Origin of the sequence: Pseudomonas sp. ADPe (assembly GCF_014843515.1) — a bacterium.
In the GTDB taxonomy this organism is placed as follows: domain Bacteria; phylum Pseudomonadota; class Gammaproteobacteria; order Pseudomonadales; family Pseudomonadaceae; genus Pseudomonas; species Pseudomonas citronellolis.
On sequence record NZ_CP062122.1, the window covers coordinates 4,054,795 to 4,074,885 of the forward strand.

General features: G+C 62.0%; 15 protein-coding genes, 4 tRNA genes and 1 rRNA gene. All 20 read left to right on the forward strand.

Annotated elements, in window-relative coordinates:
* The first annotated feature begins 98 nt into the window (after positions 1-98).
* The 20 genes from rrf (at position 99) to fusA (ending at position 20,076) form a co-directional block, all read left to right on the forward strand.
* Positions 99-214, forward strand: a 5S ribosomal RNA gene (gene rrf, locus IG194_RS18320).
* 498 nt (positions 215-712) lie between these two features.
* Positions 713-1,657: a bifunctional biotin--[acetyl-CoA-carboxylase] ligase/biotin operon repressor BirA gene (gene birA, locus IG194_RS18325; protein ID WP_058488423.1), complete on the forward strand. Its 945-nt coding sequence runs from the start codon at positions 713-715 to the stop codon at positions 1,655-1,657.
* On the forward strand, positions 1,647-2,396 hold the full coding sequence (locus IG194_RS18330; RefSeq protein ID WP_058488424.1) for a pantothenate kinase: 750 nt from the start codon (positions 1,647-1,649) through the stop codon (positions 2,394-2,396). The genes birA and IG194_RS18330 overlap by 11 nt, the downstream gene beginning before the upstream one ends.
* A gap of 8 nt (positions 2,397-2,404) precedes the next feature.
* The gene (locus tag IG194_RS18335; RefSeq protein WP_009617111.1) at positions 2,405-3,088 is read left to right on the forward strand and encodes an SPOR domain-containing protein; all 684 of its coding nucleotides are present in this window, start codon (positions 2,405-2,407) and stop codon (positions 3,086-3,088) included.
* A 140-nt stretch (positions 3,089-3,228) separates the two neighbouring features.
* Positions 3,229-3,313 (forward strand) — tRNA-Tyr (locus IG194_RS18340).
* A gap of 25 nt (positions 3,314-3,338) precedes the next feature.
* Positions 3,339-3,412: transfer RNA gene (locus tag IG194_RS18345), tRNA-Gly, on the forward strand.
* A gap of 18 nt (positions 3,413-3,430) precedes the next feature.
* A tRNA-Thr gene (locus tag IG194_RS18350) sits at positions 3,431-3,506 on the forward strand.
* A gap of 83 nt (positions 3,507-3,589) precedes the next feature.
* On the forward strand, positions 3,590-4,783 hold the full coding sequence (gene tuf / locus IG194_RS18355; protein WP_009617114.1) for an elongation factor Tu: 1,194 nt from the start codon (positions 3,590-3,592) through the stop codon (positions 4,781-4,783).
* Positions 4,784-4,836: 53 nt separating this feature from the next.
* Positions 4,837-4,912: transfer RNA gene (locus tag IG194_RS18360), tRNA-Trp, on the forward strand.
* A gap of 46 nt (positions 4,913-4,958) precedes the next feature.
* Positions 4,959-5,327 carry a preprotein translocase subunit SecE gene (gene secE, locus IG194_RS18365; protein ID WP_009617115.1) on the forward strand — a complete coding sequence of 123 codons (369 nt, stop codon included), beginning with the start codon at positions 4,959-4,961 and terminating at the stop codon, positions 5,325-5,327.
* Positions 5,328-5,336: 9 nt separating this feature from the next.
* Complete coding sequence (nusG, locus tag IG194_RS18370; RefSeq protein WP_009617117.1) at positions 5,337-5,870, forward strand: transcription termination/antitermination protein NusG; 534 nt, start codon at positions 5,337-5,339, stop codon at positions 5,868-5,870.
* 119 nt (positions 5,871-5,989) lie between these two features.
* The gene (rplK, locus tag IG194_RS18375) at positions 5,990-6,421 is read left to right on the forward strand and encodes a 50S ribosomal protein L11 (RefSeq protein WP_009617119.1); all 432 of its coding nucleotides are present in this window, start codon (positions 5,990-5,992) and stop codon (positions 6,419-6,421) included.
* Positions 6,421-7,116: a 50S ribosomal protein L1 gene (gene rplA, locus IG194_RS18380; protein ID WP_058488425.1), complete on the forward strand. Its 696-nt coding sequence runs from the start codon at positions 6,421-6,423 to the stop codon at positions 7,114-7,116. The genes rplK and rplA overlap by 1 nt, the downstream gene beginning before the upstream one ends.
* A 204-nt stretch (positions 7,117-7,320) precedes the next feature.
* Positions 7,321-7,821, forward strand: coding sequence for a 50S ribosomal protein L10 (rplJ, locus tag IG194_RS18385; protein WP_009617123.1), 501 nt, complete (start codon positions 7,321-7,323; stop codon positions 7,819-7,821).
* A 77-nt stretch (positions 7,822-7,898) separates the two neighbouring features.
* Positions 7,899-8,267, forward strand: a complete 369-nt coding sequence (gene rplL, locus IG194_RS18390; protein WP_009617125.1) for a 50S ribosomal protein L7/L12 — start codon at positions 7,899-7,901, stop codon at positions 8,265-8,267.
* 221 nt (positions 8,268-8,488) lie between these two features.
* The gene (gene rpoB, locus IG194_RS18395) at positions 8,489-12,562 is read left to right on the forward strand and encodes a DNA-directed RNA polymerase subunit beta (RefSeq protein ID WP_192353596.1); all 4,074 of its coding nucleotides are present in this window, start codon (positions 8,489-8,491) and stop codon (positions 12,560-12,562) included.
* A 61-nt stretch (positions 12,563-12,623) separates the two neighbouring features.
* Positions 12,624-16,823, forward strand: a complete 4,200-nt coding sequence (rpoC, locus tag IG194_RS18400) for a DNA-directed RNA polymerase subunit beta' (protein WP_009617128.1) — start codon at positions 12,624-12,626, stop codon at positions 16,821-16,823.
* A 150-nt stretch (positions 16,824-16,973) separates the two neighbouring features.
* A complete protein-coding gene (gene rpsL / locus IG194_RS18405) occupies positions 16,974-17,345 on the forward strand; it encodes a 30S ribosomal protein S12 (protein WP_192353597.1) in 372 nt (123 codons plus the stop codon).
* Between the two features lie 100 nt (positions 17,346-17,445).
* Positions 17,446-17,916, forward strand: coding sequence for a 30S ribosomal protein S7 (gene rpsG / locus IG194_RS18410; RefSeq protein WP_009617132.1), 471 nt, complete (start codon positions 17,446-17,448; stop codon positions 17,914-17,916).
* Between the two features lie 30 nt (positions 17,917-17,946).
* The gene (gene fusA / locus IG194_RS18415) at positions 17,947-20,076 is read left to right on the forward strand and encodes an elongation factor G (protein ID WP_009617134.1); all 2,130 of its coding nucleotides are present in this window, start codon (positions 17,947-17,949) and stop codon (positions 20,074-20,076) included.
* Positions 20,077-20,091: the final 15 nt, after the last annotated feature.

Below are 20,091 nucleotides of genomic sequence, written 5' to 3' on the forward strand. Positions count from 1 at the left end.
AAGTCGACGAACCGAAAGTTCGTGTGAACCGCAAATACCTGTCACATACCCGAATCTGGGTGAGCGTGAGCGCAAGCCACGAGCATCCGAAAGAATTGCTTGACGACCATAGAGCGTTGGAACCACCTGATCCCATCCCGAACTCAGCAGTGAAACGACGCATCGCCGATGGTAGTGTGGGGTTTTCCCATGTGAGAGTAGGTCATCGTCAAGCACCTATCCCAAAACCCCTGATCAGCCTGGCTGGTCGGGGGTTTTGCTTTTGGGCGCGGAAAAGCCGGAACGGCAGAAGCGCTCCCGGCGTAGGGCGCATAACGCCTACGGCGTTATCCGCCGTTTGGCCTTGGCCCCCGGCGACTCCGGGGTTGGCCTGGGCACGGCCTGTGGCCTCGGTGTATCGGCGGATAACCGCGAACGGTTATTCGCCCTACGGCTTGCCCTGGGCTGGCTGTGGCGCTTCGCTCAACGCCATCCTATGTAGCTGCACCCCGTAGGAGCGGACCTTGTCCGCGATCGCCGGCGGTCCCGGCGCGGTTCGCGGATAAGATCCGCTCCTACGCCGCCCCACCTGCGCCATTCCCTCTGTAGGAGCGCGCCCTGCGCGGGAATCGCGGGCTACAAAGGCATCTCCTGTCATTCCGCCCTCCGCTAGTGCATAGGCAAGCGGAAAGCGCCTCTATATCATGCGTGCCTTATTGTGGCGGGACGCGATATGCAGACATTGCTGAAACTACTGGGCGATGGACGATTCCATTCCGGCGAGGAGCTGGGGGCGGCGCTGGGTGTCAGCCGTAGTGCCGTCTGGAAACGCCTGCAGGGCCTGGAGAGCGAGTTCGGGCTGGAGGTGCAATCCGTGCGCGGCCGTGGCTATCGCCTGGCCGAGCCGTTGGTGGCCATCGATCCGCAACAGGTCCGGGCGCCCTGGCCTCTGGACGTGCTGTTCTCAGTCGATTCGACCAATGCCGAAGTCATGCGCCGTCTGGATGCCGGCGCCGCCACGCCCTTCGCCGTGGTGGCCGAGCGGCAGACGGCGGGAAGGGGGCGGCGCGGGCGCGCCTGGGTGAGTCCGTTCGGCGCCAACCTTTATTGCACCCTGGGCATCTCTGTGAGGGGAGGGCCCAAGGAGCTGGAAGGGCTGAGTCTGGTCGTCGGCCTTGCCGTGGTGCGCGCCATCCAGTCGCTCGGCATCGCCGGTGTCGGCCTGAAGTGGCCGAACGACATCCTGCTCGATGGCAGGAAGCTGGCCGGCATTCTCCTGGAGTTGACCGGCGACCCTGCAGACCTGTGCAGCGTGGCCATCGGCATAGGCATCAATGTGAACATGCGTGCCGCTGAAGGCATCGACCAGCCCTGGACGTCCTTGCGCGAAGCCGCGGGGCGCCCGGTGGATCGCAACGAACTGCTCGCCGCGCTGAGCCGGGAATTGGAGTGGCACCTGGCCCGTCATCGCGAGCAGGGCTTTGCGGCCAGCCAGCGGGAGTGGGAGTCCTTCCACCTGTGGCAGGGGCGCGAAGTCGTGCTTTCGACCGCGGCCAAGCACATCGTCGGTCGCGCCTTGGGGATCGACGAGCAGGGGGCGTTGCGCCTCGAGGTCGATGGCGTGGAAAGCCGCTTCAGCGGGGGCGAGTTGAGTCTGAGGTTGTCTGATGATTCTTGAACTGGACTGTGGCAATAGCCTGATCAAATGGCGGGTGATCCGCTCCGCCGGGTTGACGACCGTCGCCTCCGGCGTCGCGGATTCCGATGCTGCGCTGCTCGAGCGGCTGCGCGGCTGCGAGGGGCTCGCGCTTCGTCATTGCCGTCTGGTCAGCGTGCGCAGCGAACAGGAAACGGCGTCGCTCGTGCAGGCGTTGAGCGAGGCTTTCGGCATAGACGCGAGCATCGCGCAGCCGGCCGAGGTCCTGGCCGGTGTCCGCAATGGCTATCGCGACTACCAGCGCCTCGGCCTGGATCGCTGGGTGGCTCTGGTGGCTGGCTACAAATTGGCGGGTGGTGCGTGCCTGGTGCTCGATCTGGGCACCGCGGTGACCTCCGACCTGGTGGATGCCGCCGGGCAGCACCTGGGGGGCTATATCTGCCCGGGCATGCCGTTGATGCGCAGCCAACTGCGCACCCATACCCGGCGTATCCGTTACGACGACGCGGCGGCTCGCGAAGCCCTGCAGGGGCTCTCGCCGGGGCGCGAGACCGCGGAAGCGGTGGAGCGAGGCTGCCTGTTGATGCTGCGCGGTTTCGTGCGCGAGCAATATCAGTTGGCCTGCGAGTTGCTCGGCGGCGACTGCGCCGTGTTCCTCACCGGCGGAGATGCCGAGCTGGTCAGGGATGAGCTGCCCCAGGCGCGAATCCTTCCCGACCTGGTCTTTACCGGCCTGGCCATCGCCTGCCCGCTGGAGTAATACCCCTCATGCGTTGGTTCTTTCTGTTCCTCCTGGTGCTGAACGCCTTCTACTTCATCTGGCATCAGCAGCAGACGCCCTTGCGGGCGAAAGAAATCGCGCCCCTGAGCCTGTACCGCGGCGAGCAGAAGAACATTCGCCTGCTCAGCGAGTCGCCGGAGTCCGCGCAGCGGCGTCAGTCGGAGATGGCCGGGGCGCCGCCGACGCAGGAGAGCGCATGCCTCTATTTCGGTCCCTTCTCCGACGAGAACCGGGCCAAGGCGCTCGAGCAGCGCCTCACCAGTCTCGACGTGCATGTGAGCCGGCAGAAGATCGACGCCGCCGCCGGAACCGACTACTGGGTCTACCTGCCGCCGTTGGCCTCGCGCCAGGCTTCGCTCTGGCAACTGCGTGAGCTGCAGGCGCGCAAGATCGACAGCTACATCATCACCGAGGGCGACCTCGCCGATGGCATTTCCCTGGGGATCTTCCAGAACGAGGATTCGGCCAACGCGGTCGTCGAGCGCCTGAAGACCGCCGGGTACGATGCCCTGGTGCGGGAGCTGGGGCGCAATCGTCATGATTTCTGGGTGCAGATCGCTCCCGAGAGCCGGCGCCTGGCGGACGATAGCCTGCTGCGCCAACTGCTCGTGGACTTCCCGGAATTGCAAAGGCAAACAATGCCATGCAAAAGCGTTGCAACCGCCGAATAGTTTGCATAGAATGGCGCCCGCTTCGTAGGGGGGACCTGAAAGGGGAATTTCACGAAGTCGTTGTCGAAGAGCTAAGCTCAAGTTTTTAAAGAAAAAACTGTTGACAACGCGGTGGCAGACTGTAGAATGCCGCCTCACTCGGAGGGGTTCCCGAGCGGCCAAAGGGATCAGACTGTAAATCTGACGTCTCAGACTTCGAAGGTTCGAATCCTTCCCCCTCCACCAGTTTCAAGCGTGAGCGTCAGGCTCCGCGGGTATAGTTCAGTGGTAGAACCTCAGCCTTCCAAGCTGATGATGCGGGTTCGATTCCCGCTACCCGCTCCAGACTTGCTGCTTATGTTTGCTCATGTAGCTCAGCTGGTAGAGCACACCCTTGGTAAGGGTGAGGTCAGCGGTTCAAATCCGCTCATGAGCTCCACTTAACAAAGGCAGATATGAAAGTATCTGCCTTTGTTTTATCGGTGATACGGCTTTCTCAATTCCTAGTGGGAGACGGTCAAAATGGCTAAAGAGAAGTTTGAACGTAACAAACCGCACGTCAACGTTGGCACCATCGGCCACGTCGACCACGGTAAGACCACTCTGACCGCTGCTCTGACCAAGGTCTGCTCCGAGACCTGGGGTGGCTCCGCTCGCGCCTTCGACCAGATCGACAACGCGCCGGAAGAGAAAGCCCGTGGTATCACCATCAACACTTCGCACGTCGAATACGACTCGCCGGTACGCCACTACGCTCACGTAGACTGCCCGGGCCACGCCGACTACGTGAAGAACATGATCACCGGTGCTGCCCAGATGGACGGCGCGATCCTGGTTTGCTCGGCTGCCGACGGCCCCATGCCGCAGACCCGCGAGCACATCCTGCTGTCCCGTCAGGTAGGCGTTCCCTACATCGTCGTGTTCCTGAACAAGGCCGACATGGTCGACGACGCCGAGCTGCTGGAACTGGTCGAGATGGAAGTTCGCGACCTGCTGAACACCTACGACTTCCCGGGCGACGACACTCCGATCGTGATCGGTTCCGCTCTGATGGCTCTGAACGGCCAGGACGACAACGAGATGGGCGTTTCCGCCGTGCGCAAGCTGGTAGAAACCCTGGACTCCTACATCCCCGAGCCGGTTCGTGCCATCGACCAGCCGTTCCTGATGCCGATCGAAGACGTGTTCTCGATCTCCGGCCGCGGCACCGTGGTAACCGGTCGTGTCGAGCGCGGTATCGTCAAGGTCCAGGAAGAAGTGGAAATCGTCGGCATCCGTCCGACCACCAAGACCACCTGCACCGGCGTTGAAATGTTCCGCAAGCTGCTCGACGAAGGTCGTGCTGGCGAGAACGTCGGCGTCCTGCTGCGCGGCACCAAGCGTGAAGACGTAGAGCGTGGCCAGGTTCTGGCCAAGCCGGGCACCATCAAGCCGCACACCAAGTTCGAGTGCGAAGTGTACGTGCTGTCCAAAGAAGAAGGTGGTCGTCACACCCCGTTCTTCAAGGGCTACCGTCCGCAGTTCTACTTCCGTACCACCGACGTGACCGGCAACTGCGAGCTGCCGGAAGGCGTCGAGATGGTAATGCCGGGTGACAACGTCAAGATGACCGTCACCCTGATCGCCCCGATCGCCATGGAAGACGGCCTGCGCTTCGCTATCCGCGAAGGCGGTCGTACCGTTGGCGCCGGCGTGGTTGCCAAGATCATCGAATAATCGATTGATCTTTCCCTCTCAGGCCGGCATAATGGTCGGCCTGACTTTGTTCTAGGCCAGTAGCTCAATTGGCAGAGCGGCGGTCTCCAAAACCGCAGGTTGGGGGTTCGATTCCCTCCTGGCCTGCCAAATTTCTCGACGGAATTTGGCATTTCTTCAACGGGATTCCCAGCAGATGAATGCGAAGGCAGAAGCCAACGAGTCGCGTTTTGACATCTTGAAGTGGCTCTTGGTCGCAGTGGTTGTCGTGGTCGGCGTCGTCGCCAACCAGTATTACTCCGCTCAACCGCTCCTCTATCGCGTGCTCGGTATCCTGGTTCTTGCGGCTGTAGCTGGTTTCGTGGCCCTGCAGACCGTCAAGGGTCGTGCCTTCTTCACCCTGGCGAAAGAGGCGCGTGCCGAGATTCGCAAGGTCGTATGGCCGACTCGCCAAGAAACGACTCAGACCACCATGATCGTGGTCGCTGTAGTGCTGGTTATGGCGCTGCTGCTGTGGGGGCTCGACTCCCTGCTGGGTTGGTTGGTTTCCATGATCGTAGGTTAAGGGTGTTCCGTGGCTAAGCGTTGGTACGTAGTGCATGCCTACTCGGGTTACGAGAAGCATGTCATGCGCTCGCTGATCGAGCGGGTCAAGCTGGCCGGCATGGAAGACGAGTTCGGCGAGATTCTGGTTCCCACGGAAGAAGTCGTGGAAATGCGTAACGGCCAGAAGCGCAAGAGCGAGCGCAAGTTCTTCCCCGGCTATGTGCTGGTCCAGATGGAAATGAACGAGGGTACCTGGCACCTGGTCAAGGATACTCCTCGCGTCATGGGCTTCATCGGCGGTACCGCCGACAAGCCGGCTCCGATCACCGACAAGGAGGCTGAGGCCATCCTGCGTCGTGTCGCCGACAGCGGCGACAAGCCCAAGCCGAAGACGCTCTTCGAGCCGGGTGAAACCGTTCGCGTCATCGACGGTCCCTTCGCGGACTTCAATGGCGTGGTTGAAGAGGTCAACTACGAAAAGAGCCGGATCCAGGTCGCAGTGCTCATTTTCGGTCGCTCTACCCCGGTAGAGCTGGAGTTCAGCCAAGTCGAGAAAGTCTGACTTGCACAATGCATCCCACACCCCGCAGCCATAGGCTGCGGGGTTTTGTCGTCCTTGGGATAAACGCGAAAGCAACCGGGGAGCCCTTGTGGCGCTAGAACCCGTAACTGGAGTAGCACATGGCTAAGAAAATTCAGGCTTACATCAAGCTGCAGGTAAAGGCTGGTCAAGCCAACCCGTCGCCGCCGGTCGGTCCCGCTCTGGGTCAGCACGGCGTGAACATCATGGAGTTCTGCAAGGCGTTCAACGCCAAGACCCAGGGCATGGAGCCCGGTCTGCCGACTCCGGTGATCATCACCGTATACAGCGACCGCAGCTTCACCTTCGAAACCAAGAGCACCCCGGCTTCGGTACTGCTGAAGAAAGCTGCTGGCATCAGCAGCGGCTCCAGCCGTCCGAACAGCCAGAAAGTGGGCACCGTTACCCGTGCTCAGCTGGAAGAGATCGCCAAGACCAAGCAGGCCGATCTGACCGCAGCTGACATGGATGCGGCCGTGCGTACCATCGCCGGCTCCGCGCGTAGCATGGGCCTCAACGTGGAGGGTGTGTAATGGCTAAGCTGACCAAGCGCCAAAAGGCTATCGCCGAGAAAATCGAAGCCGGCAAGCAATACGGCTTCGAAGACGCCGCCAAACTGCTGGCCGAGCTGTCGACCATCAAGTTCAAGGAGTCCGTGGACATCGCCATCAACCTGGGCGTCGATCCGCGTAAATCCGACCAGGTCGTTCGTGGTGCCACCGTTCTGCCGAACGGCACCGGCAAGAGCGTCCGCGTTGCCGTCTTCACCCAGGGCCCGGCTGCCGAAGCCGCTCTGGCTGCAGGCGCCGACAAGGTCGGTATGGACGAGCTGGCTGCCGAGATGAAGGCCGGCGACCTGAACTACGACGTGGTCATCGCCTCCCCGGACGCGATGCGCGTTGTCGGTCAGCTGGGTCAGGTTCTCGGCCCGCGCGGCCTGATGCCGAACCCGAAAGTCGGTACCGTGACCCCGGACGTAGCCACTGCCGTGAAGAACGCCAAGGCTGGTCAGGTTCGCTTCCGTACCGACAAGAACGGCATCATCCACGCCTCCGTTGGCAAGATCGATTTCGAGCCGGTGAAGCTGAAGCAGAACGTCGAAGCTCTGCTGGCTGACCTGAAGCGCCTGAAGCCCGCCTCCTCGAAGGGCGTGTACGTTCAGCGCGTGACCCTGAGCACCACCATGGGCCCGGGTCTGCAGATCGATCAGGCTTCCCTGGACGGCTGATAGGACAAAGTCGGGTGGTGGGCCTGGCCCATCACCCGCAGGTATTGGGGTCCCTGCCTGGCGGGGGCTGTCCAAGACCGTAGGCGGCGCAAGCCTTAAACCACAAGCCTACGCAGATGGTGCTCCCGATTCGTTAACCGGATCAGACACCAAAACGCCGTCCGGCTCCGGCTGGACGAAACGGTAACATCCAGGAGTAAACCCGTGGCAATTAAACTCGAAGACAAGAAGGCCATCGTCGCTGAAGTCAACGAGGCTGCCAAAGCCGGTCTGTCCGCTGTCGTGGCTGATGCCCGTGGCGTGACCGTCGGCGCAATGACCGGACTCCGTAAAGAGGCCCGCGCAGCTGGTGTGTACGTGAAAGTCGTACGTAACACCCTGCTCAAGCGCGCCGTTGAAGGCACTCAGTTCGAAGTGCTCAACGACACGTTCAAGGGCCCGACCCTGATTGCTTTCTCCAACGAACATCCGGGCGCTGCCGCCCGTATCTTCAAGGAGTTCGCCAAGGGTCAGGACAAGTTCGAGATCAAGGCGGCCGCGTTCGAGGGGCAATTCCTCGCAGCCAATCAGATCGACGTTCTGGCGACCCTGCCGACCTACAACGAAGCCGTTGCACAGCTGATGAGCGTGATCCAAGGCGCCACCAGCAAGCTGGCTCGTACTCTGGCGGCTATTCGCGACCAGAAAGAAGCCGCCGCTGCCTAAGGCAACCGGTACGCTTTCAAACCTTTTTTGTTTAATCGATGGCGCGAGCGCCGTCACCCAATACAGGAATTAGAGTCATGGCTCTGACCAACGAAGACATCATCAACGCCGTATCCGAAATGTCCGTCATGCAGATCGTTGAACTGATCAAGGCGATGGAAGAGAAGTTCGGCGTTACCGCTGCTGCCGCTGTTGCCGCTGGCCCGGCTGTTGCCGCTGCCGCTGCCGAAGAGCAGACCGAGTTCACCATCGTCCTGGCCGAAGCCGGCGACAAGAAAGTGAACGTGATCAAGGTCGTTCGTGAACTGACCGGCCTGGGCCTGAAAGAAGCCAAGGCTGTCGTTGACGGCGCCCCGGGCGTGGTCAAGGAAGGCGCTTCGAAAGAAGAGGCCGAAGCTGCCAAGAAAGCCCTGGAAGAAGCTGGCGCCAAGGTCGAGCTCAAGTAAGCTCGCCCCTTGCGTCTACAGCCCGAGCGTCAAGCGACAGGCTGATGGCTGGTGGCTTTTGCCACCGGCCTTTTTCCGTTCTGGGTGGGGTGCCGACAGGCCCCTTCCCATAACGGAAAACTCCCACCCTCAGGGGTGGCGCAAACGCCAGGTTTGCACGATTTTTCGGCTGCTCCCGTGGGAGAGGCCAAACAAGCAGGTGACCAAGCTGGGGAACGCTGATGGCTTACTCATACACTGAGAAAAAACGTATCCGCAAGGACTTTAGCAAGTTGCCGGACGTCATGGATGTGCCGTATTTGCTGGCCATCCAGCTGGATTCCTATCGCGAATTCCTGCAGGCAGGTGCAAGCAAGGATCAGATCCGCGACATCGGTCTGCATGCGGCCTTCAAGTCCGTTTTCCCGATTATCAGCTATTCCGGCAACGCTGCCCTGGAATACGTCGGTTATCGCCTGGGTGAGCCGGCCTTCGACGTCAAGGAGTGCGTGCTGCGCGGCGTGACCTTCGCCGTCCCGCTGCGGGTGAAAGTGCGCCTGATCATCTTCGACAAAGAGTCGTCGAGCAAAGCGATCAAGGACATCAAGGAACAGGAAGTCTACATGGGGGAAATCCCCCTGATGACCGAGAACGGTACCTTCATCATCAACGGTACCGAGCGCGTCATCGTTTCCCAGCTGCACCGTTCCCCGGGTGTGTTCTTCGACCACGACCGTGGCAAGACCCACAGCTCCGGCAAGCTGCTGTACTCCGCGCGCATCATTCCTTACCGCGGTTCCTGGCTGGACTTCGAATTCGATCCGAAGGACTGCGTGTTCGTCCGTATCGACCGTCGCCGCAAGCTGCCGGCGTCCGTCCTGCTGCGCGCGCTGGGCTATAGCACCGAGGAGATCCTCGATGCCTTCTACGCGACCAACGTCTACCACATCAAGGGCGAAGGTCTGCGTCTGGAGCTGGTGCCGCACCGTCTGCGCGGCGAGATCGCCAGCTTCGACATCAAGGATGCCGCCGGCAAGGTCATCGTCGAAGCGGGCCGCCGTATCACCGCGCGCCACATCAATCAGCTGGAGAAGGCTGGCATCACCGAGCTGGAAGTGCCCTTCGACTACCTCATTGGCCGTACCGTGGCCAAGGCTGTCGTGCACCCGGCTACCGGCGAGATCATCGCCGAGTGCAACACCGAGCTGACCGTCGACGTCCTGGCGAAGATCGCCAAGGCCCAGGTCGTGCGCCTGGAAACCCTGTACACCAACGACATCGACTGCGGTCCGTTCATCTCCGACACGCTGAAGATCGACTCCACCGGCAACCAGCTGGAAGCCCTGGTCGAGATCTACCGCATGATGCGTCCCGGCGAGCCGCCGACCAAGGAAGCCGCAGAGACCCTGTTCGGCAACCTGTTCTTCAGCGCCGAACGCTACGACCTGTCCGCCGTCGGCCGCATGAAGTTCAACCGCCGCATCGGCCGCAGCGAGATCGAAGGTCCGGGCGTGCTGAGCAAGGAAGACATCGTCGACGTACTGCGCACCCTGGTCGACATCCGTAACGGCAAGGGCATCGTCGACGACATCGACCACCTGGGCAACCGTCGCGTCCGCTGCGTCGGCGAGATGGCCGAGAACCAGTTCCGCGTTGGCCTGGTGCGCGTCGAGCGCGCGGTCAAGGAACGCCTGTCCATGGCCGAAAGCGAAGGCCTGATGCCGCAGGACCTGATCAACGCCAAGCCGGTGGCCGCCGCGATCAAGGAGTTCTTCGGTTCCAGCCAGCTGTCGCAGTTCATGGACCAGAACAACCCGCTCTCCGAGATCACCCGCAAGCGCCGCGTCTCCGCACTCGGCCCGGGCGGTCTGACCTGTGAGCGCGCGGGCTTCGAGGTTCGTGACGTACACCCGACCCACTACGGCCGCGTGTGCCCGATCGAAACCCCCGAAGGTCCGAACATCGGCCTGATCAACTCCCTGGCGACCTACGCCCGCACCAACAAGTACGGCTTCCTGGAAAGCCCGTACCGCGTGGTGAAGGAAGGTCTGGTCAGCGACGAGATCGTGTTCCTCTCCGCCATCGAAGAGGCCGACCACGTGATCGCCCAGGCCTCCGCGACCCTGGACGCGAAGGGCCGCCTGATCGACGAGCTGGTCGCCGTACGTCACCTGAACGAATTCACCGTGAAGGCGCCGGAAGACGTCACCCTCATGGACGTATCGCCGAAGCAGGTCGTTTCCGTCGCTGCCTCGCTGATTCCGTTCCTCGAGCACGACGACGCCAACCGTGCGCTCATGGGTTCGAACATGCAGCGTCAGGCCGTTCCGACCCTGCGCGCCGACAAGCCGCTGGTGGGCACCGGCATGGAGCGCAACGTCGCCCGTGACTCCGGCGTCTGCGTGGTGGCTCGCCGCGGCGGTGTGATCGACTCGGTCGACGCCAGCCGTATCGTGGTGCGCGTGGCGGATGATGAGGTCGAGACCGGTGAAGCCGGCGTCGACATCTACAACCTGACCAAGTACACCCGTTCCAACCAGAACACCTGCATCAACCAGCGTCCGCTGGTGAGCAAGGGTGACGTGATCGCCCGTGGCGACATCCTCGCCGACGGTCCGTCCACCGACATGGGTGAGCTGGCCCTGGGCCAGAACATGCGCGTCGCGTTCATGCCCTGGAACGGCTTCAACTTCGAAGACTCCATCTGCCTGTCCGAGCGCGTGGTCCAGGAGGATCGTTTCACCACGATCCACATCCAGGAACTGACCTGCGTCGCCCGTGACACCAAGCTCGGCCCAGAGGAAATCACCGCGGACATCCCGAACGTGGGCGAGGCCGCGCTGAACAAGCTGGACGAAGCCGGCATCGTCTACGTCGGCGCCGAAGTACAGGCCGGCGACATCCTGGTCGGCAAGGTCACCCCGAAAGGCGAGACCCAGCTGACTCCGGAAGAGAAGCTGCTGCGCGCGATCTTCGGTGAGAAGGCGTCCGACGTTAAGGACACCTCCCTGCGCGTGCCGACCGGCACCAAGGGCACCGTGATCGACGTCCAGGTCTTCACCCGCGACGGCGTGGAGCGCGACAGCCGCGCCCTGTCCATCGAGAAGATGCAGCTCGACGAGATCCGCAAGGACCTCAACGAGGAGTTCCGCATCGTCGAAGGCGCCACCTTCGAGCGTCTGCGTTCGGCCTTGGTCGGCGCCGTCGCCGATGGCGGCCCGGCGCTGAAGAAAGGCACCGAGATCACCGACGAGTACCTCGACGGCCTCGAGCGCGGCCAGTGGTTCAAGCTGCGCATGGCCGAAGACGCCCTGAACGAGCAGCTGGAGAAGGCCCAGGCCTACCTCAGCGACCGCCGTCAGATGCTCGACGACAAGTTCGAGGACAAGAAGCGCAAGCTGCAGCAGGGCGACGACCTGGCTCCGGGCGTGCTGAAGATCGTCAAGGTCTACCTCGCCATCAAGCGCCGCATCCAGCCGGGCGACAAGATGGCCGGCCGCCACGGTAACAAGGGTGTGGTCTCGGTGATCATGCCGGTCGAAGACATGCCGCACGACGCCAACGGCACGCCGGTGGACATCGTTCTGAACCCGCTGGGCGTACCCTCGCGGATGAACGTCGGTCAGATCCTCGAAACCCACCTGGGCCTCGCGGCCAAAGGCCTGGGCGAGAAGATCAACCGCATGCTCGAAGAGCAGCGCAAGATCGCCGAGCTGCGCCAGTTCCTGAACGAGATCTACAACGAGATCGGTGGCCGCCAGGAGAACCTGGAAGAGCTGTCCGATAACGAGATCGTCGCTCTGGCCAACAACCTCAAGGGCGGCGTGCCCATGGCTACCCCGGTGTTCGACGGTGCCAAGGAGCGCGAGATCAAGGCCATGCTGAAGCTGGCCGACCTGCCGGAGAGCGGCCAGATGCGCCTGTTCGACGGCCGCACCGGCAACCAGTTCGAGCGTCCGACCACCGTCGGCTACATGTACATGCTCAAACTGAACCACCTGGTCGATGACAAGATGCACGCACGTTCCACCGGCTCCTACAGCCTGGTCACCCAGCAGCCGCTGGGTGGTAAGGCGCAGTTCGGTGGCCAGCGTTTCGGGGAGATGGAGGTCTGGGCGCTGGAAGCCTACGGCGCCGCCTACACCCTGCAGGAAATGCTGACCGTGAAGTCGGACGACGTGAACGGCCGTACCAAGATGTACAAGAACATCGTGGACGGGGATCACCGCATGGAGGCCGGCATGCCCGAGTCCTTCAACGTGCTGATCAAAGAGATCCGCTCGCTCGGCATCGATATCGAACTGGAAACCGAATAACACGTGACGATAAACGGTGCGGCGGCTAGCCGCCGCACCGGGTCCGTGAGGAGGAAAGGCCTTGAAAGACTTGCTCAATCTGTTGAAAAACCAGGGTCAAATCGAGGAGTTCGATGCCATCCGTATTGGTCTGGCCTCGCCCGAGATGATTCGTTCCTGGTCGTTCGGCGAAGTTAAGAAGCCGGAGACCATCAACTACCGCACCTTCAAGCCGGAGCGCGATGGCCTGTTCTGCGCCAAGATCTTCGGCCCGGTGAAGGATTACGAGTGCCTGTGCGGTAAGTACAAGCGCCTGAAGCACCGCGGTGTGATCTGCGAGAAGTGCGGCGTCGAAGTCGCCCTGGCCAAGGTGCGCCGCGAGCGCATGGGCCACATCGAACTGGCCTCGCCGGTCGCCCACATCTGGTTCCTGAAGTCCCTGCCGTCCCGTATCGGCCTGCTGCTGGACATGACCCTGCGTGACATCGAGCGCGTGCTCTATTTCGAGAGCTACGTGGTGATCGACCCGGGCATGACCACCCTGGAGAAGGGCCAGCTGCTGAACGACGAGCAGTACTTCGAAGCCCTCGAGGAGTTCGGTGACGACTTCGACGCGCGCATGGGCGCCGAGGCCGTTCGCGAGCTGCTCAACCAGATCGACCTGGAGCACGAGATCGGCCGCCTGCGCGAAGAGATTCCGCAGACCAACTCGGAAACCAAGATCAAGAAGCTGTCCAAGCGCCTGAAGCTGATGGAAGCCTTCCAGGGCTCCGGCAACCATCCGGAGTGGATGGTGCTGACCGTCCTGCCGGTGCTGCCGCCGGACCTGCGTCCGCTGGTTCCGCTGGATGGCGGCCGCTTCGCGACTTCGGATCTGAACGATCTGTACCGCCGGGTGATCAACCGTAACAACCGTCTGAAGCGCCTGCTCGACCTGGCCGCTCCGGACATCATCGTGCGCAACGAAAAGCGCATGCTGCAGGAGGCCGTCGACGCCCTGCTGGACAACGGCCGCCGCGGTCGCGCCATCACCGGCTCGAACAAGCGCCCGCTGAAGTCCCTGGCCGACATGATCAAGGGCAAGCAAGGTCGCTTCCGTCAGAACCTGCTCGGCAAGCGCGTGGACTACTCCGGTCGTTCGGTAATCACCGTCGGCCCGACCCTGCGCCTGCACCAGTGCGGCCTGCCGAAGAAGATGGCCCTCGAGCTGTTCAAGCCGTTCATCTTCGGCAAGCTCGAAGCCCGCGGCATGGCCACCACCATCAAGGCCGCGAAGAAGATGGTCGAGCGCGAGCTGCCCGAGGTCTGGGACGTTCTCGCCGAAGTCATCCGCGAACACCCCGTGCTGCTGAACCGTGCGCCGACCCTGCACCGTCTGGGTATCCAGGCGTTCGAGCCGGTGCTCATCGAAGGCAAGGCCATCCAGCTGCACCCGCTGGTGTGCGCGGCGTACAACGCCGACTTCGACGGTGACCAGATGGCCGTCCACGTTCCGCTGACCCTCGAGGCCCAGCTGGAAGCGCGCGCGCTGATGATGTCGACCAACAACATCCTCTCGCCCGCCAACGGCGAGCCGATCATCGTGCCGTCGCAGGACGTGGTGATGGGTCTGTACTACATGACCCGTGAAGCCATCAACGCCAAGGGCGAGGGCATGGCCTTCGCCGACCTGCAGGAAGTCGACCGCGCGTACCGCAGCGGCCAGGTGTCCCTGCACGCCCGCGTGAAAGTACGGATCAACGAGAAGATCAAGAACGAAGACGGCAGCCTGACCGCCAACACCCGCATCGTCGACTCCACCGTCGGCCGCGCCCTGCTGTTCCAGGTCGTGCCGGCAGGCCTGCCGTACGACGTGGTCAACCAGCCGATGAAGAAGAAGGCGATCTCCAAGCTGATCAACCACTGCTACCGCGTGGTGGGTCTGAAGGACACCGTCATCTTCGCCGACCAGCTGATGTACACCGGCTTCGCCTACTCGACCATCTCCGGCGTCTCGATCGGCGTGAACGACTTCGTCATCCCGGACGAGAAGGCGCGCATCATCAATGCCGCCACCGAGGAAGTGAAGGAGATCGAGACCCAGTACGCCTCCGGCCTGGTAACCCAGGGCGAGAAGTACAACAAGGTGATCGACCTCTGGTCCAAGGCCAACGACGAAGTGTCCAAGGCGATGATGGCCAACCTCTCGAAAGAGAAGGTCATCGACCGCGAGGGCAAGGAAGTCGACCAGGAGTCCTTCAACTCCATGTACATGATGGCGGACTCCGGTGCGCGGGGTTCCGCGGCCCAGATCCGTCAGCTGGCCGGTATGCGTGGCCTGATGGCCAAGCCGGACGGCTCGATCATCGAGACCCCCATCACCGCGAACTTCCGTGAAGGCCTGAACGTACTCCAGTACTTCATCTCCACCCACGGTGCTCGTAAAGGCCTGGCGGATACCGCACTGAAGACCGCGAACTCCGGTTACCTGACCCGTCGCCTGGTCGACGTGGCCCAGGACCTGGTAGTGACCGAGATCGACTGCGGCACCGAGCACGGCCTGCTGATGTCGCCGCACATCGAAGGCGGCGACGTGGTGGAACCGCTGGGCGAGCGCGTGCTCGGCCGTGTGGTCGCGCGCGACGTGTTCAAGCCTGGTGGCGACGACGTCATCGTGCCGGCCGGTACCCTGATCGACGAGAAGTGGGTCGATTTCCTCGAGCAGATGAGCGTCGACGAAGTCCTGGTCCGTTCGCCGATCACCTGCGAAACCCGTCACGGCATCTGCTCCAAGTGCTACGGCCGCGATCTGGCCCGTGGTCACCAGGTGAACATCGGTGAAGCGGTCGGCGTCATCGCCGCGCAGTCGATCGGTGAGCCGGGTACCCAGCTGACCATGCGTACCTTCCACATCGGTGGTGCGGCCAGCCGGACCTCCGCCGTGGACAACGTCCAGGTGAAGAACGGCGGTACCATCCGCCTGCACAACCTGAAGCACGTCGAGCGTGCCGACGGCGCGCTGGTGGCGGTTTCCCGTTCCGGCGAGCTGGCCGTGGCCGACGACTTCGGTCGCGAGCGCGAGCGCTACAAGCTGCCGTACGGCGCCGTGATCTCCGTGAAGGAAGGTGACAAGGTCGACCCGGGCGCCATCGTCGCCAAGTGGGACCCGCACACCCACCCGATCGTCACCGAAGTGGACGGTACCGTTGCCTTCGCCGGCATGGAAGAGAACATCACCGTCAAGCGCCAGACCGACGAACTCACCGGTCTGACCAACATCGAGGTGATGGATCCGAAAGACCGTCCGGCTTCCGGCAAGGACATCCGTCCGGCGGTGAAGCTGATCGACGCCGCAGGCAAGGACCTGCTGCTGCCGGGCACCGACGTGCCGGCGCAGTACTTCCTGCCCGCCAACGCCCTGGTCAACCTGACCGACGGCGCCAAGGTGCGCGTGGGTGACGTGGTTGCACGTATCCCGCAGGAAACCTCGAAGACCCGCGACATCACCGGTGGTCTGCCGCGCGTTGCCGACCTGTTCGAGGCTCGTCGTCCGAAAGAGCCTTCGATCCTGGCGGAAATCAGCGGCACCATCTCCTTCGGCAAGGAAACCAAGGGCAAGCGCCGCCTGGTCATCACGCCGAACGATGGTAGCGATCCGTACGAGGAGCTGATTCCGAAGTGGCGTCACCTGAACGTGTTCGAAGGCGAACAGGTGAACCGCGGCGAAGTCATCTCCGACGGCCCGAGCAACCCGCACGACATCCTGCGTCTGCTGGGCGTCAGCTCGCTGGCCAAGTACATCGTCAACGAGATCCAGGACGTGTACCGCCTGCAGGGCGTGAAGATCAACGACAAGCACATCGAGACCATCCTGCGGCAGATGCTGCGCAAGGTCGAAGTGGCCGAGTCGGGCGACTCCTCCTTCATCAAGGGCGACCAGGTCGAACTGGTCCAGGTGCTGGAAGAGAACGAAGTACTGGCCACCGTGGACAAGTTCCCGGCCAAGTACGAGCGCGTCCTGCTGGGTATCACCAAGGCCTCGCTGTCGACCGAGTCGTTCATCTCCGCGGCTTCCTTCCAGGAGACCACCCGCGTCCTCACCGAGGCGGCGGTCACCGGCAAGCGCGACTTCCTGCGCGGCCTGAAGGAAAACGTGGTGGTCGGTCGACTGATCCCGGCGGGTACCGGCCTTGCCTATCACAGCGAGCGCAAGCGTCAGCGCGAGCTCGGCAAACCGCAGCGCGTGAGCGCCAGCGAAGCCGAAGCAGCACTGGCCGAAGCGCTCAACCTGAGTGGCAATTAAGCCTTGAGCGAAGCCCCGGCTGTCCTGACAGCCGGGGCTTTGTCTTGACGGGGTGCTGGAAGCTCTTTAGTATTTTGTACCCCGAAAATTGGCAGGGCGCATGCTCTGCCATTTCGTTTAAGTGTCGTAAGACAATCAGTGGAGCTATAGATGGCAACTATCAACCAGCTGGTGCGTAAGCCGCGCAAGCGCATGGTCGACAAGAGCGACGTGCCGGCGCTGCAGAACTGCCCGCAACGTCGTGGCGTATGCACCCGCGTATACACCACCACGCCGAAAAAGCCGAACTCGGCACTGCGTAAGGTATGCCGTGTTCGCCTGACCAACGGCTACGAAGTTACTTCGTACATCGGTGGTGAAGGTCACAACCTGCAAGAGCACAGCGTAGTGCTGATCCGTGGCGGTCGTGTAAGGGACCTTCCGGGTGTGCGTTACCACACCGTGCGCGGTTCGCTGGACACCTCGGGTGTCAAAGACCGTAAGCAGGGTCGTTCCAAGTACGGCGCCAAGCGTCCGAAGTAATCGTTTTTTCCTATTTGCTGAGTCGATAAGAGTAAGGTCGGGCGCGTAACCAAAGTGTTGCAGTCCCGGGCTAACCTGAAGACCGTTTGAGGGCTTATCAATGCCAAGACGTCGTGTAGCGGCCAAACGTGAGATCCTGGCCGATCCGAAATACGGAAGCCAGATTCTGGCCAAGTTCATGAACCACGTGATGGAAAGCGGCAAGAAAGCCGTTGCCGAGCGTATCGTTTACGGTGCTCTGGACAAGGTCAAAGAGCGCAGTAAAGGTGACCCCCTGGAACTCTTCGAGAAAGCTCTCGACGCCATCGCTCCGCTGGTCGAAGTGAAGTCCCGCCGTGTCGGCGGTGCTACCTACCAGGTTCCGGTCGAAGTACGTCCGTCCCGTCGTAATGCCCTGGCCATGCGCTGGCTGGTGGACTACGCCCGCAAGCGCGGCGAGAAGTCCATGGCCCTGCGCCTCGCCGGCGAACTGCTGGATGCCGCCGAAGGCAAAGGCGCCGCCGTCAAGAAGCGTGAAGACGTGCACCGTATGGCTGAAGCCAACAAGGCCTTCTCCCACTACCGCTTCTAATCGCGGCTTCCATTCTTTTGCGAGGGCTTTATGGCTCGTACTACAGCAATTAACCGCTACCGGAACATTGGTATCTGCGCCCACGTCGACGCGGGCAAGACCACCACTACCGAGCGGATCCTGTTCTACACAGGTCTCAGCCACAAGATGGGTGAGGTACACGACGGCGCTGCTACCACCGACTGGATGGTGCAGGAGCAGGAGCGTGGTATTACCATCACCTCCGCTGCGATCACGACCTTCTGGGAAGGTTCGCGCGGCCAGTACGACAAGTACCGCGTAAACGTCATCGACACCCCCGGCCACGTAGACTTCACCATTGAAGTCGAGCGCTCCCTGCGCGTACTGGACGGCGCTGTCGTGGTGTTCTGCGGCACCTCCGGCGTTGAGCCGCAGTCCGAAACCGTATGGCGTCAGGCCAACAAGTACGGCGTTCCGCGTATCGTCTACGTGAACAAGATGGACCGCGCCGGCGCCAACTTCCTGCGCGTCGTCGGTCAGATCAAGAACCGCCTGGGCCACACCCCGGTCCCGGTTCAGCTGGCCATCGGTGCAGAAGATGACTTCCAGGGTCAGATCGACCTGATGAAGATGAAGGCCATCTACTGGAACGAAGACGACAAGGGCACCAGCTACCGCGAGGAAGAGATTCCCGCCGAGCTGCTGGACCTGGCCAACGAATGGCGCAACAACATGGTCGAGGCTGCTGCCGAGGCCAACGAAGAGCTGATGAACAAGTACCTGGAAGGCGGCGAGCTGTCGATCGAAGAGATCAAGGCCGGCCTGCGCCAGCGTACCATCGCCTGCGAAATCGTTCCGGCGGTCTGCGGTTCGTCCTTCAAGAACAAGGGCGTGCCCCTGGTTCTGGACGCCGTCATCGACTTCCTGCCTGCTCCGACCGAGATCCCGGCCATCCAGGGCGTCCACCCGGACAGCACCGATGACAACGAGATCCACGACGAGCGTCCGGCCGACGACAACGCTCCGTTCTCCGCTCTGGCGTTCAAGATCGCTACCGACCCGTTCGTCGGTACTCTGACCTTCGTCCGCGTCTACTCGGGCGTTCTGGAGTCCGGCCAGTCGGTCATCAACTCCGTGAAGGGCAAGAAAGAGCGCGTTGGTCGTATGGTGCAGATGCACGCCAACCAGCGTGACGAGATCAAGGAAGTGCGCGCTGGCGACATCGCGGCTCTGATCGGCATGAAGGACGTCACCACCGGTGACACCCTGTGCGACATCGAGAAGCCGATTATCCTCGAGCGCATGGACTTCCCGGAGCCGGTCATCTCGGTCGCTGTCGAGCCGAAGACCAAGGCTGACCAGGAGAAGATGGGCATCGCCCTCGGCAAGCTGGCCCAGGAAGACCCGTCGTTCCGCGTCAAGACCGACGAAGAAACCGGCCAGACCATCATCTCCGGTATGGGTGAGCTGCACCTGGACATCCTCGTCGACCGCATGAAGCGCGAGTTCGGCGTCGAGGCCAACATCGGCAAGCCGCAGGTTTCCTACCGCGAAACCATCTCCAAGGACAACGTCGAGATCGAAGGCAAGTTCGTTCGTCAGTCCGGTGGTCGCGGTCAGTTCGGTCACTGCTGGATCCGCTTCTCGACTCCGGATGTGGACGAGAAGGGCAACATCACCGAAGGCCTGGTGTTCACCAGCGAAGTCGTAGGTGGTGTGGTTCCGAAGGAATACATCCCGGCGATCCAGAAGGGCATCGAAGAGCAGATGAAGAACGGCGTCGTCGCCGGCTATCCGCTCATCGGCCTGAAGGCCACCGTGTTCGATGGTTCCTACCACGACGTCGACTCCAACGAGATGGCGTTCAAGATCGCTGCTTCCATGGCGACCAAGCAGCTGGCCCAGAAGGGCGGCGGCAAGGTGCTCGAGCCGATCATGAAGGTGGAAGTGGTGACTCCTGAGGACTACATGGGCGACGTGATGGGCGACCTGAACCGTCGTCGCGGTCTGATTCAGGGGATGGAAGACTCGGTTTCCGGTAAGGTTATCCGTGCCGAGGTTCCGCTGGGCGAGATGTTCGGTTATGCGACCGACGTACGTTCCATGTCCCAGGGTCGCGCGAGCTACTCCATGGAATTCTCCAAATACGCCGAAGCTCCGTCGAACATCGTCGAAGCGCTGGTTAAAAAACAAGCTTGATTCAGCCCTTTAAGT